Raw genomic sequence first — 14,670 nt, 5'->3', positions numbered from 1 at the left:
ATTTTTAATTGTAGAATTCAAATTCTAATTCGTATATTCTAACAGTATCTCCATCTTCTATTCCCATCTCTCTTAGTCTATCAAAAACACCTTCGCCTTCCATAGCCTTTTGGAAATATTGGATAGATTCCATATCATCAAAGTTAACAGAGTACATTATTCTTCTTAGTGCCTTACCAGTAACAACATATACTCCATCTTCTATTTCTATGTTTAAACCTTCTTCTTCTGTATTATCAAGTTCTGGCTTATACATTTCTTCTTCTGTGAATAACTCTATTTCTTCAACATCTCTTAGTATTTCAGAAACATATGCTATTACATCATCTATACCTTCTCTAGTAGCAGCAGACATTTTAAATACTTTATATCCTCTGCCTTCTAAGTTGTTTTTAAATTCTTCAAATACACTTTCATCTTCAAGTATATCTATTTTATTAGCAACAACAATTTGTGGTCTAGTTGATAACTTTTCATTGTATAACTTAAGTTCATCATTTATCTTATCAAAATCTTCTAATGCATCTCTACCTTCTAGTCCTGATATATCAACTATATGTATTAATACTTTAGTTCTTTCAACATGTCTTAGGAAGTCATGTCCAAGACCAACCCCTTCAGCAGCTCCTTCTATAAGACCTGGTATATCTGCTAACACAAAACTATCACCAAATTTAGTTTGAACAACACCTAAGTTTGGTGTTAATGTTGTAAAGTGATAGTTTGCTATTTTTGGCTTAGCCTTAGTAACTACTGATAAGAAAGTAGATTTTCCTACATTAGGGAATCCCAGTAACCCAACATCAGCTATCATTTTAAGCTCAAGAGTTACCCATCTTTCTTCTCCATCTGTACCAGATTTAGCAAAAGCCGGAGCTTGTCTTACTGAGTTACCAAAGTGTTGGTTTCCTTTTCCACCTCTACCGCCTTTAGCTATTACAGCTCTATCTCCCTCTTCTTTTAAATCTGCTAATATAAGTCCTGTAGCTTCATCTCTAACTACAGTACCTGCAGGAACTTTAAGGATTAAGTCCTCTCCATTTTTACCTGCTTTTCTTTTTTTACTTCCGTCTCCACCGTTTTCAGCAGCATATTTTCTTTGATATTTGAAATCCATTAATGTTCTAAGACCTAAGTCAACTTCAAATATAACACTTGCACCGCGTCCACCGTCTCCTCCATCTGGTCCACCAGCTGGAACATATTTTTCTCTTCTAAAAGATACCGATCCGTTACCACCGTTCCCGGCTTTAATAAAAATTCTTGCTCTATCTATAAACAAATTAATCACCTACTTGATCGACCTTAAATTAATTTAATTAAAGTCTTTTTGATTATTTTTCCCGATTTAACTGACTTTAATCAGTAAAATATCTATTTACAAGAAAAAGGAGTGCATTAACACTCCTTTTTTAAGTATTACTCAGCTATAGATACTGGGTATACACTTACTTTCTTTCTCTTCTTATCTTTTCTTTCGAATTTAACAGCACCGTCAACTAATGCAAATAAAGTGTCATCTCCACCTTTACCTACGTTAGTTCCTGGATGTATCTTAGTTCCTCTTTGTCTTACTATTATACTACCAGCAGTAACTACTTGTCCGTCAAATCTCTTAACACCTAATCTCTTAGATATAGAATCTCTACCGTTCTTAGAAGATCCTACCCCTTTCTTAGATGCAAGTAACTGTAAGTTCATGTTTAACATTTGGAGTCACCCCCTACTTTTTTAAGATTTTTATATTTTTGGGATATTCCCTTTTAATTCCTTCAATAGCTAATTGAAAATGATTTAATAATAGTTGAGAATCACCTAGATACTTATCTTTAACGATACATTCTATATGACCTTCTTGACCTACTACTTTTTCAAATTCAACTTTAACAAGCTTGTCTAAAGAATTTATGACTGCAATTGCATTAGATGTTACTGCAGAACATACTATATCATAGCCTATTTCAGCGAAATCAGCATGACCTTTTAGACAAAAGCCTTTAATTAAGAAATCATCATTGTAATAATATTTAACTTTAATCATTACTATTCACTAATTAAGCGTTTATTTTTTCAACAACTATCTTAGTGTATGGTTGACGATGTCCTTGCTTTCTTCTGTAGTCTTTCTTAGCTTTGTACTTGTAAACTACAACTTTCTTAGCTTTACCTTGCTCAACAACTTTTGCTTGAACAGAAGCACCTTCAACAACTGGAGCTCCAACTACTAACTCTCCGTCTTTAGTGCAAGCTAATACTTCGTTTAAAGTAACCACATCACCTTCGTTAGCTTCTAACTTTTCAACGAATAATACATCACCTTCAGCAACTTTATATTGCTTTCCACCTGTTTTAACTATAGCGTACATTAAATACACCTCCTCGGTCTCAAAACTCGCCATACAGGTACTTCATAAGAAGTTTTCAACCTGTTCTGTGCGGCATTACATTTATTAATATTACTACTTTATTATACATTTGTCAACTAACTATTATAAATTATATTCATTTTTTCTATATTAATTTCAGGCAAACCTTTCAACTCTAGATTCATACTATATTTTTCACTTATACTTGCAATTGTATCCTTAAAATTTTTACTTATATCCTCATATATTTTATTATTTATTTCAATTGTTATATTCTTATATGATGTATGTTCTTTAATTCTCATAGTTTCTTTTTCTATATTATCTATTATAGCTTTCGTAGATATTATAGTTGAATCACCATTACATAAATTGCAATCATCTAAATAGTAGTTATAAATAGAGTCTTTATCTCTTCTTCTTGCTATCTCAACTAGACCTAACCTTGTCATACCTAACACTTGAGATTTTCTTTTATCTTTGTTTAATTCTGCCTCTAGTACCTTTATAAGTTCTCTTTTTTGACTTTCCTTTTCCATATCTATAAAATCAACTATAATTATTCCAGATATATCTCTAATTTTTATTTGTCTAGCTATTTCTATAGCTGCTTCTAAATTAGTTTTGTATATTGTGTCTCTTAATTTTATATTACCTGTATTTTTTCCTGTGTTTACATCTATAACTGTTAAAGCTTCAGTTTCTTCTATTATTAAGTATCCACCACTATTTAACCATACCTTTTTATTTAAACACTTTTGTATTTGAGAATTTACATTATATATATCAAATACATCTTTATTTTTTTCTAATATAATTTTGTCTACATATTTTTTATCTATAGATTTTAATAGTTCTTTTAATTCGTTATATTTTTTTTCATCATTTGTAACTATTTTACCTACATCTTCACTTATATAATCCTTGATGTATTTACTTGCAAAATCCAATGATTTATAAAGTAATTTAGGTCCTATTCCTAATTTAAACTCTTTTAAAATTACCTCATACTGACTTTTTAAATTTTCTATATCCTCTTTTAAATCTTCTAAACTACATCCTACTGCTTCTGTTCTTATAATTATTCCTATATTGTCTTTAATAATTGATTTAGCTAACTTTTTTAATCTAAATCTTTCTTTTTCATCCGTTATTTTGTTAGACATAGTTATTCTATCATTTGACGGTATATAAACTATATATCTTCCAGATAAACTTATTTCAAGATTTAATTTGGCTCCTTTATTTCCTACCTCTTCTTTATTTACCTGAACCATTATTTCTTGCCCTGTTTTTATATTGTCTTCTTTTTTTAATTGAAGATATGCAAGTCTATCAAAGCCTATATCTACAAAGCATGCTTCTATTCCTGGTAATACTTTTTTTACTATACCTCTATATATATTAGAGACTTTTTTATTCTTTTTATTGTCTTCTATATATATATCACTTAATTTATTATCTTCAAGTATAGCCACTTTCTCAGATGATATAAGAGATTCTATTATTATATCCTTCATACTTCACTCCTAATAAATCAATAATCTTTTTAACTACTAAAAAAGGTGGATAAATCCACCTTTTATTACATAGGACTTACTAATTGTCCATCTCTTACTACATATAAGTCTCTTCTTAATATATCTACATCTAATGGGTCCATTTCTAATTCTAACATTTCTAATATTTTTGGTATAAATATAGAAGTATTTAAGTTAGCTTTAGATCCTGTTGATATTGTCGCTTCTAAAATTATTTTATTATCTTGTGCATCTAATAAATCAAATAACTTTATCATAGGTCTTATATTAGACTCTACTAACTTACCTTTTTTATTTCTCTTAGTTATCATTATCTCTTCTTGAGCCATAAAATCTAATATTTGATTTTTTACGAACTCTTTAGTTAATATTTTTTCTGTTTCTATGGTAAATACATATTCTCCATATTCTATAGTAGATGCTAATGATGGAGTTTGTTTAGTTATTTCCTCAGCTTGTATAAATTTTATGCCTTCTGGTAATTGCTCATTCATTCTAGATAAATAATCGTCTACAGTTATATCACCTTCTATTTCAACGTCTACATACTCTCCTTGACTTTCTGTACCTAGAGCTAAAGCATTTCCATAACTTATTTTTGGATGGGGATTATATCCTTGAGAATGTGCTAAATCTATTTCAGCTCTTCTAAAGGCTCTTTGTAAAAGTTTTTGTAAATCAAGATGTGATATATATATCATATCTCCTTCTTTGTTAAATTTAGTTCTTATTATTTTATTTTCCATTAACAAAGCCCCCTTCCGATATCGTGTGCATTTATTCCACAACCATTACATTTATGTCTACAATCTACTGTAACTGTGTCTTGTTTAGCTTTTTCATTTTCTCTAATTAAGAATTTCTTAGAAACTCCAACATCTATATGATCCCAAGGGAATACTTCTTCATATTCTCTTTCTCTATTAGCATAAAATGCTATTTCTAAATTATTTTTAGCCATGGCTTCTTTCCAAGTATCTAAATTAAAGTGCTCTGACCAACCATCAAATTTAGCACCCATTTTGAAAGCATCGTATATAACTTTACCTATTTTTCTATCTCCTCTAGCTACAACAGCTTCCATTAAACTAGTTTTCGAGTCATGGTAGTTATATTTTATATTTCCATTTTTTAATTTTTTAACTAAATGTCTTTGCTTTTCTATAACTGTTTCAGTTGTATCTTGTCCATGCCATTGGAATGGTGTAAATGGCTTAGGAACAAATGTAGATGTACTTACTGTAACACCAAATGCTCTTCTTAATTTTCCTCCATTTACATCTCTATAAGTATCTATAACATCATAAGCAAGTTTTGCTATTCCATCTAAATCATCATAAGTTTCTGTTGGAAGACCTATCATGAAGTATAACTTAACACTATTCCATCCCATTTCAAATGCTTTTCTAGTTGCATTTTCTAAATCTTGTTCACTTACACCTTTGTTTATAACATCTCTTAATCTTTGAGTTCCTGCTTCTGGTGCAAATGTAAGTCCTGATTTTCTTACTTGTTGTATTTTTTCTGCTATTTCCATAGAGAAGTTATCAAGTCTTAATGATGGTAGAGATATTCCTATATTTTTAGGAGTATATTCATCAACTAAATAATCAGTAAGTTCAGCTAATTCACTATAATCACTAGTACTTAAAGATGATAATGATATTTCATCATATCCTGTATTTTTAACTAGTTTTTCTAGTAATTCTTTTAGCCTAGCTACACTTTTTTCTCTTATTGGTCTATATATCATTCCTGCTTGGCAGAATCTACATCCTCTTGTACACCCTCTAAACAGTTCAAGTACTATTCTGTTATGAACAGTTTCTATAAAAGGAACTATTAATTTTTCTGGATATGGAACTTCTTCCATATTTTTTATTATTCTTTTTCTTGGTTTTTGAGGTACACCTTCTTTATTTGGTACTACTTCTTTAACAGTTCCGTCTTCATTATATGAAACATCATAGAAGCTTGGTATATAAACACCTTCTATTTTAGATATCTTTTGTAGAAAATCTTCTCTAGTTGTCTTATTTTTTTTCCATTCTTTATAAGCATTTATAACTTCTGGATTTACTTCTTCACCCTCACCTAATATTACTATATCAACAAAGTCAGCTAAAGGTTCTGGATTGTAAGCACATGGGCCACCTACTAATATAAATGGATCATCTAGCTTTCTTTCTTCTCTTAATAGTGGTATATTAGCTAAATCTAACATATTTAATATATTAGTGTAAGAAAGTTCATATTGAAGCGTAAATGTAACAAAATCAAAGTTTGTTATAGGTTCTCTCGATTCTAACGCAAATAATGGTATATTTTTTTCTCTCATCATCGCTTCCATATCAACAGCTGGCGCATATACTCTTTCACAGAATACTTCTTCATCTTTATTTATAACATCATATAATATATGACTTCCTAAATGACTCATTCCTACTTCATATAAGTCTGGAAAACAATGTGCATATCTTACTAAATTTTCATTAGTTGTATCTTTATGAATTGAATTTATTTCATTTCCAAGATATCTAGCAGGCTTTTCAACTTTTTTTAAAATTCTTTTTAAGTCTACTTTATTCATTTATGTTAAAACCTCCAAATAAGTTTATTGTTTATAAGCATAAGTATTATTATACACGATATAACATTATCTATCAAAATATTATTGATTATTTTATATAGTTTTAAGTTTTAAAATTAGTATATTAAAATATTGTGCCTATATTCTATAATTAATAAAAAAATCTAATTTATACCTTTTATAAAAATTATTTTTTGTTACAATAATAGTAGTTATCAATTAAATAACTAGTCAAAATACCTAATTAATTTATTTTTTACATTTAATTTAAAATTAAATTGTTTTAATGTAATTTATATGGGTATAATGTTTATATAATGTTTTTAGGAGGATTTGTAATGAGTAATGTATTTGAAGTTAAAAAAGATATTTACTTTACAGGTGTTGTAGATAAAGATTTAAAAGTATTTGATATTATAATGGAAACAGAATTTGGTACTACTTATAACTGTTATGTTATAAAAGATGAAAAAACTGTATTATTTGATACTGTAAAGCCAAACTTTAAGGATGAATTTTTAAAGAATGTATCAGAAGTTACTGATATAAAAGATATAGATTATGTAGTTATACATCATACAGAACCAGATCATGCTGGTTGTTTAAAATATATATTAGATATAAACCCTGATGTAGAAGTTTTCTGTACAGCTGTTGCTAAAACTTACTTAGCTGAACAAGTAAATAGACCTTTTAAGTGTCACGTTATAAAAGATGGAGAAACTTTAAATATAGGTAAGAGAAATCTTAAGTTCATAACAGCTCCATTCTTACATTGGGCTGATACAATGTTTACTTATGTTGAAGAAGATAAAACTTTATTCACTTGCGATGCTTTTGGATGTCATTTTGCAAGTGTAGATCCTAATGCTGTAGAAAGTGAAGATTACTTAAAATCAGCTAAGCACTACTATGATTGCATAGTTAAACCATTCGCTAAACATGTTTTAAGTGCTATAAATAAAGTTGTTGAACTTAAAATAGACTTTGATACAATATTAACTTCTCATGGTCCTATGCTTACTAAGGATCCAATGGCAGCAGTTAAGAGATATTTAGATTGGTCAACTGAAGTTGTTAATACTACAAACCAAAATCAAGTTGCAATATTCTACTTATCAGCTTACACTAATACCTTAGAAATGGCTAAAAACATAGAAAAAGGATTAGTTGAGGAAGGTGCTGAAGTTAAACTTTACGATTTAGAAGAACTTAATTTACAAGAAATGCACGATGCAGTGGTTATGTCTAAAGTAATATTATTAGGTTCTCCAACTATAAATAGAACTATGGTTAAGCCTATGTGGGATTTATTCTCTACTATAGACCCTATGGCTAACCAAGGAAAAATAGCTGGTGTATTCGGTTCTTATGGATGGAGTGGAGAAGGTATAACTATGGCTGAAAACTTATTAAAATCTATGGCTTTCAAAATGCCAGTTCCTACTATGAAAAAGAAATTCTTCCCTTCAGAAGAAACTTGTCAAGAATGTGTTAACTACGGTAAAGAATTTGCTAAATTAGTTAAATAATAATATATCAAAGTACCTCATATATGAGGTACTTTTTTAGTTACTTACAATAAATTACTAAATTCATAGCTTACTTCATATTAAAAGAGTATAAAAATAAGCACCTAATATTAGGTGCTTATTTTTATACTCTTTGGCTTTTAGTTTTTCTAACTTCTCTCCAAGAAAGCTCTCCCCTATCTAAAGCCTTTATGAAAATTTCTGCTGATGCTAAATTTGTGGCCACTGGTACATGATATACATCGCATAGTCTAATTAATGCCTGTATATCCGGCTCATGAGCTTGAGATGTAAGAGGATCCCTTAGAAAGATCACTAGATCTATATCTTGAGAAACCACTAATGATCCTATTTGCTGATCTCCTCCTAAAGGCCCTGAAGCTAATCTAGTTATATTAATATCTGTAGCATCCATTATTATCTTTCCAGTTGTTCCAGTTGCATACACTTTATACTTTTTAAGAATTTCTTCATATCCTATACAAAATCCTACCATTGTATTTTTCATTTCATCATGTGCTATTAATGCTATATTCATATTCCCTCCCATTTATATTTTGACTTTATCTAAAAGTTAATTTTCTTTCTTCTCATACATACATTTAGTACCAATCCTAAGTTTGCTAGAGATGTTAAAAGAGAACTTCCTCCATAACTTATAAACGGTAATGTTACCCCTGTAACTGGTATTAATGCTACTGTCATACCTATATTTTGTATTATCTGGTATGCAAACATACCCATAACCCCAACTACAATTAGGGTTCCATAAAAATCTTTGGCTTCTTTTGCTATAATAAGCATTCTTATCAAGAATATTGCATATAAAATTACAACAGATATCATACCTATAGCTCCTAGTTCTTCTCCTATAACTGCAAATATGAAGTCACTTTCCTGAACAGGTAAGAAATCTTCTTGGCTTTGTGTCCCATTATAAAGACCTTTCCCTGTAACTCCTCCTGATCCTATTGCTATCATAGACTGCATAACCTGATAATTACCTTTTTTAGTTGGGTCATCAGGATGTAAGAAAGCATCTATTCTTTCTTTTTGATGCGGTGCCATTACCATATACATAAGTGGTGCTGCCACTAAAACACCTATTATAACTCTTTTTATTAGTTTCATATCAAGCCCTGCTGTAAATAACATAGCACCTATTATACAGCTAAAAACTATAGCCGTTCCTAAATCTGGTTGAGCAAATAATAACCCTATAAAAGGAACTGCATACATTACAACAGGTATTATTTCCTTTAAATTATTAAGCTTACCTTTTTTTGATTCTACTATCTTTGCATAGCTTAATATAAATGTAAACTTAACTAATTCTGAAGTTTGAAAATCTAAAGGACCTAAATTTAACCAAGATCTAGCTCCTCCTCTTGACGCACCAATTACTGGTATCAATACTATAGCTAATAAAATTAAACTAACTATATATAAAGCCTTATAGTATTTTCCCAAGAAATTATAATCTATTAGTAATATTCCAATGATCATAATCATACCTAGGCCAAAAGCTAATCCTTGTTTGTATATCTGTCCATAATTTCCCGTCATATGGGCATGAGTTGCACTACTTAATACGACTAGTCCAAATCCAAATATCGCTAAAACTGTAACTATTAACTTCCAGTCTAATTGTTTAATTAACTTAATGGTTGACTTGTATTCAATCATATTTTCACCAACTTCCTCATGTCTATTGTCTTATATTTAGTATATTAAAATATGGGGGACTTAACAATCCCCCATTTAATCTATTATATATTTCTATCTTTTAAATTCTTTAGAGGTATATTAGCGATTAATGCAGATACTGGCATATCATCATCTTCTCCTCTAGTTTTAGACATTTTAATTTCAAGACCATCTTCTTCTATTTCAGCATAATTTGCTATTACCTTAAGTATATCTGTCTTTATAAGCTCTAAAAGCTTTGGAGAACAATCCGCTCTATCATGCACTAAAACTAACTTTAATCTTTCTTTTGCTACTGATTTACTAGTTTTAGATTCATTTGAAAAAACTTTAAATAAGTCTAACATGAATATACTCCCCCCTTTGCTACTTAGCCATACCAAACATCTTCTTTATTTTGCTGAAAAATCCGCTTTCTGCTTCTACCTCTAATATAGGTACATCATTACCTAATATTCTTTGTGCTATATTTTTGTAAGCTTGCCCTGCTAATGATTTAGAATCAAGTATCGCAGGTTCACCTTTATTCGTAGATACAATTATACTTTCGTCATCTGGAACTAATCCTAATAGCTTTATAGCCAATATTTCTATTATGTCCTGCTTGTCCATCATGTCTCCACGTCTTACCATATCGTGTCTTATTCTGTTTATCACTAATTCTATTGTTTTTATTTCATTGGCTTCTAATAATCCTATTATTCTATCTGCATCTCTTACTGCAGAAACTTCTGGATTAGTTACTACTATTGCCCTATCTGCTCCTGCTATGGCATTTTTAAAACCTTGTTCTATACCGGCAGGACAGTCTATTAATACATAATCAAATGTTTCTCTAAGTTTTTGGCATAAATCGTGCATTTGCTCAACAGATACAGCATTTTTATCTCTTGTTTGAGCTGCAGGAAGTAAATATAAATTTTCAAATCTTTTATCTTTGATTAAAGCTTGTTTTAATCTACATGTTCCCTCTACAACGTCTACAATATCATAAACAATTCTATTTTCAAGTCCCATTACTACATCTAAATTTCTAAGACCAATATCTGCATCTACTATAACTACTTTTTTATTTTCCAAACTTAGAGCAGTTCCTAAGTTTGCTGCGGTAGTAGTCTTTCCTACTCCGCCTTTACCAGACGTTATGACAATAACTTCACTCATGTTACTACCCCCTATGGATTAATACTTATTTTTAAACTTTATTTGAATAGTTTTCTATGACTATAGTTCCATCGCTTACAAAAGCTATTTCTGGATTAATTGTTTTTCCTTCAAAAAACTCATCTTCTGGAGCTTCAGCTATATTATTTGCTATTTGTAATATTCTAGCATCTAGGTGGTTAGCTACTACATAAGCACTTTCATTTCCATCTGAACCTGCATGGACAAACCCCTTAACACTTCCCATTATTATAACATTTCCATTAGCTACTATTCTTGCACCTGGATCTACATTTCCCATAACTACTACATTTGACTTTGAGCTTACTTGTGATCCTGATTTCATATCATTCATAACTACTACATCTCCATCAAACTCTATGTTTTCACCAGATCTTAGATTATTGACATATTTTGTTTTAAATTCATACTTTTCTTTTTTATACTCATCATCAATAAATTCAACATCAAATCTTGATGATATATGTTCTTTTATCTCTAAAATTTGTATATCACTTAAACAATCACAATTAATCTCACATATTTTAGCTCCATTAAAAAATCCTACTGATGACTCTAGCCTGTTTATTATACTTTGTTTTATTTCTTCAAAAGAGGCTTCTTTCTTTATATTTACAATTATCCCTCTTTTGCTACCCTTGAACTCTACAAGTTCTCTGGTATTAAACTCTTTAAAAGACATAACAACCTCCAGAGTGATGTATCATTTTTATATATTCTTCAAAAAATATTTTTTTCCTCTTATTTTTTCATTTGAGAAGCAAAATTTATATCATCATTATTCGACTTTTTACTACTTTCTTCTTTCTTAGCAGTACCTTTATTAGCAGCTAAATAATCATCTGTCAATCCAAGATATGCTCCTATTAACTCTCTTACAGGTAACATTGCATAAGTACTTGAATCACCTTGAGGTATCATACATACAACTGCTATCTCTGGATCATCTGCTGGTGCAAACCCTACACTCCATGCAAAGGAATCATAGTCTGATTTATATCTATCTATTTCTTTGTCTGTTATATTAGGGTTTAATTGTTTTATAGCTTTCCTTAAATATGCAGCGTCTATTTTATCATTATTTTTTTCTAATTTAACGCTTACACCTTCTTTTAACTCTTCTTCTATTTCTTTCTTTCTTTCTTCAGTTATATCTTTAGATTTTAGTTCTTCTTTTAACTCTTTTTCTCTTTCCTCTGACAACTCTTGCTCTCTTCCCTCTTTAAGAGTTTCCGCAAGACTTAGCGCTTGATCTAAAGCCACTCCATAAGATCCCATATGACTTTTTAAATAATCAACTTCATTTTCTGTAGGTATCTTACCACTTTTCTCAGCGGTTCCTGTTTTTGCCGCTACACTAACAGGGAAGTTCTTAAATAAACTCTTAACAGAACTTGAAGTCGTAACTCTTTTCATACCTTCAGTTATATGCTTTAGATTTTCACTATTCTTAAATGGTATCTTTTCTTTTTTATTTTCGTCAATATCAACAGATTTGTAATCACTAGGCACAACTCTATTTATAACTGATAAATCAACTAAATCTCCACCATTTGCTATTGCTGCAGTATACCTTGCCATTTGAGCTGGAGTGTATTGGTTCTCACCTTGTCCTATAGATAAGTTAAATGTATCTGCTATACTCCATTTAGCAAATTTTAGGTGATTAAATACTATTTCATCAGCTAAAGGCTCTATATCTTTTTCTTTTACATTTAATTTAGCAAGCCTTTCAATAGCTTCACCTCTAGTGACTGTAGTTGGCTCATCTGCCCAGCTAACAATTTCATCTATTCTTTTTTCATATTCAGCTTCATTTTTTTCCTTAGTTATATCAGTAAACTTATTTTTCATTTCTTTTTCTAGATATGATCTAAGTAAAGCCTTAGCTGATTTTAATTTAGTTTCTATACTTGGTACACTACCCTTTTTTTCATCTATCTCGTCATTAAGACCTGTATAATCATCTAATCCAAATAATTTAGCATATTTAAGGGTATCATTTGGTCCTATTTTTACATTAGGATCTTTTCCACCTACTCTATTTTCACCACTACCTATTGTGTAGAAATAGATATTACATGATTCTTGTATTGCTTTGTATAAATTTGTTGCTCCATGATTACTTCTTGACTTATGCCATACATAATCGGCAAAAGGTCTATTTCCAAGCATTATAACACCAGGATCATTTATTGTATAATTTGGATTCATACCATTATCTATAGCTGCCATACCCGTAACCATCTTAAATGTAGAACCCGGTTGGAATACCCCTTGAGTAGCTAAATTTACTTGAGCGTTAGGTGCTAGTACATCATTTTTATTTTTAGGTTGTAATTTTTCATAATCTTCATAAGATATACCATTTACAAATTTATTAGGATCGTAGTCTGGATAACTAGCCATGGCTAGCACATCCCCAGTTTTAACATCTATAGCTACTACAGCTCCTGAATTTGCACGTGGTGCAGCTTGTGAAAAACTTTTATTTCCAAAAGGACTTTTAAATGTTCCTGCTGTTCTAGCTACATCTATAGTTCTCTTTAGTACATCTTGAGCAACTTCTTGTAAATCTTTATCTATACTTAGATATACAGTATCTCCAGATTGTGGTTCTTGTACATCTAATTCTTTTGTTACTCTACCTAATGCATCTACCTGAACTTTTTTGTGCCCATCAACACCTTTAAGCTTCTCTTCATAACTCTTTTCAACACCAGTTATACCTACTGTATCTCCCTTTGAGTACTTTTTACCTTCTTTTTCAGGATTTAGATATTTCTCTTCTTGATTATATGGCATTTTACCCATATGACCTATTATATGAGAAGCTAAATTTGATTCTGGATAATATCTAACTGGCTCTACTGCCACAGATACCCCTGGAAGTTCCATTCCTTTTTCCTCAATTTGAGATATTGTATTTTGATTTATATCTTTTGCAATGGTAACTGGATTATATCTAGAATAGCCTTGAGATTTTATAAGATCCCTAACTATAAGTATTTTTCTAGCATCCGTATTACTTAGCTTAGGGTCTATCTTATAGTCATTTCTAATATCTCTAAATGCATTTTTAGCACTAATATCAGGATTTTTTATTTTATAACTTTCTAACCAGTCTTTTTTGTTCTTCTCTTCAGTAAACATCCATTTACTTACAAGTATAGGAGGATATTCTCCATTTTCATTAAGCTTTTTTTGTAGCTTACTAGGGTCTAAATTTCTATCTTCTTTCGTAAGTACACCTTCGCTAATTAGCTTATCTACAATAAAATAAAAACTTTCTTTAGCATTTAACTCTTTTGGTATACCTTCTTCTTCTTTATATTTATCTATTTTATCATCAAATGTGTAGTAGAATTTACCATTTTTAAAGTATATAGGGAATTCATCTATATATTCTTCTTTATTAGACTCTAAAAGTTTGATTATGTCTAATGATATTTCATTAGCCATAGATTTATTATCTGCTCCTTTTTTATTTATACCATCTGCAGATACTTGTACAGTAAATAAATTTTTATTTCCTGCAATTAAACGTCCATATCTATCTCTTATTTCTCCCCTCGGGGCTTTTATAGGCAATTCCTTATATGTCTTATTTTCAGCTAATTCTTTATAATGGTCATATCTAAAAATAGTCATATATAAAATTTTAAAGGAAATAACTATAAATACACATATGATGATTCTTTTTATTATCAATAATCTATCTATCTTTTTGTTTTTTTCCATTAAATCAC

General features: G+C 30.0%; 14 protein-coding genes. 1 reads left to right on the top strand and 13 read right to left on the bottom strand.

Annotation, left to right across the window (positions count from 1 at the left end; genetic code table 11):
* Positions 1-4: 4 nt before the first annotated feature.
* From obgE to I4U89_RS00405, 7 genes are all read right to left on the bottom strand, one after another.
* Positions 5-1,282: a GTPase ObgE gene (gene obgE / locus I4U89_RS00435; RefSeq protein ID WP_195937730.1), complete on the bottom strand. Its 1,278-nt coding sequence runs from the start codon at positions 1,280-1,282 to the stop codon at positions 5-7.
* Between the two features lie 137 nt (positions 1,283-1,419).
* Complete coding sequence (gene rpmA / locus I4U89_RS00430) at positions 1,420-1,710, bottom strand: 50S ribosomal protein L27 (protein ID WP_071121257.1); 291 nt, start codon at positions 1,708-1,710, stop codon at positions 1,420-1,422.
* Positions 1,711-1,723: 13 nt separating this feature from the next.
* Complete coding sequence (locus I4U89_RS00425) at positions 1,724-2,041, bottom strand: ribosomal-processing cysteine protease Prp (protein ID WP_195937729.1); 318 nt, start codon at positions 2,039-2,041, stop codon at positions 1,724-1,726.
* 13 nt (positions 2,042-2,054) lie between these two features.
* Positions 2,055-2,366 (bottom strand): 50S ribosomal protein L21, encoded by a 312-nt coding sequence (gene rplU / locus I4U89_RS00420; RefSeq protein ID WP_092927240.1) that lies wholly within the window; start codon positions 2,364-2,366, stop codon positions 2,055-2,057.
* A 116-nt stretch (positions 2,367-2,482) separates the two neighbouring features.
* Entirely contained in the window at positions 2,483-3,886 is a 1,404-nt protein-coding gene (locus tag I4U89_RS00415) for an Rne/Rng family ribonuclease (RefSeq protein WP_195937728.1), read from the bottom strand.
* Between the two features lie 65 nt (positions 3,887-3,951).
* A complete protein-coding gene (locus I4U89_RS00410) occupies positions 3,952-4,653 on the bottom strand; it encodes a TIGR03936 family radical SAM-associated protein (RefSeq protein WP_195937727.1) in 702 nt (233 codons plus the stop codon).
* Positions 4,653-6,497 (bottom strand): TIGR03960 family B12-binding radical SAM protein, encoded by a 1,845-nt coding sequence (locus I4U89_RS00405; RefSeq protein ID WP_195937726.1) that lies wholly within the window; start codon positions 6,495-6,497, stop codon positions 4,653-4,655. The genes I4U89_RS00410 and I4U89_RS00405 overlap by 1 nt, the downstream gene beginning before the upstream one ends.
* 338 nt (positions 6,498-6,835) lie before the next feature.
* Here I4U89_RS00405 and I4U89_RS00400 point away from each other — a divergent pair, with 338 nt between their 5' ends.
* A complete protein-coding gene (locus I4U89_RS00400) occupies positions 6,836-8,029 on the top strand; it encodes an FprA family A-type flavoprotein (RefSeq protein ID WP_195937725.1) in 1,194 nt (397 codons plus the stop codon).
* Positions 8,030-8,153: 124 nt separating this feature from the next.
* Here I4U89_RS00400 and mgsA read toward each other — a convergent pair whose 3' ends face one another.
* From mgsA to I4U89_RS00370, 6 genes are all read right to left on the bottom strand, one after another.
* Positions 8,154-8,567 carry a methylglyoxal synthase gene (gene mgsA / locus I4U89_RS00395; RefSeq protein ID WP_166504898.1) on the bottom strand — a complete coding sequence of 138 codons (414 nt, stop codon included), beginning with the start codon at positions 8,565-8,567 and terminating at the stop codon, positions 8,154-8,156.
* Positions 8,568-8,596: 29 nt separating this feature from the next.
* Positions 8,597-9,715, bottom strand: a complete 1,119-nt coding sequence (gene rodA, locus I4U89_RS00390) for a rod shape-determining protein RodA (protein WP_195937724.1) — start codon at positions 9,713-9,715, stop codon at positions 8,597-8,599.
* Between the two features lie 83 nt (positions 9,716-9,798).
* Complete coding sequence (gene minE, locus I4U89_RS00385; RefSeq protein ID WP_195937723.1) at positions 9,799-10,083, bottom strand: cell division topological specificity factor MinE; 285 nt, start codon at positions 10,081-10,083, stop codon at positions 9,799-9,801.
* Positions 10,084-10,102: 19 nt separating this feature from the next.
* Entirely contained in the window at positions 10,103-10,900 is a 798-nt protein-coding gene (minD, locus tag I4U89_RS00380) for a septum site-determining protein MinD (RefSeq protein WP_195937722.1), read from the bottom strand.
* 31 nt (positions 10,901-10,931) lie between these two features.
* The gene (locus I4U89_RS00375) at positions 10,932-11,603 is read right to left on the bottom strand and encodes a septum site-determining protein MinC (protein ID WP_195937721.1); all 672 of its coding nucleotides are present in this window, start codon (positions 11,601-11,603) and stop codon (positions 10,932-10,934) included.
* Positions 11,604-11,662: 59 nt separating this feature from the next.
* Entirely contained in the window at positions 11,663-14,662 is a 3,000-nt protein-coding gene (locus tag I4U89_RS00370; RefSeq protein ID WP_195937720.1) for a penicillin-binding transpeptidase domain-containing protein, read from the bottom strand.
* Positions 14,663-14,670 lie beyond the last annotated feature (8 nt).

The sequence above is a fragment of the Romboutsia sp. 1001713B170131_170501_G6 genome, assembly GCF_015668195.1.
Lineage (GTDB): Bacteria > Bacillota > Clostridia > Peptostreptococcales > Peptostreptococcaceae > Romboutsia_C.
The sequence above is the reverse complement of the archived record's forward strand: the minus strand, read 5'-3'. Positions and strand labels throughout refer to the sequence as shown.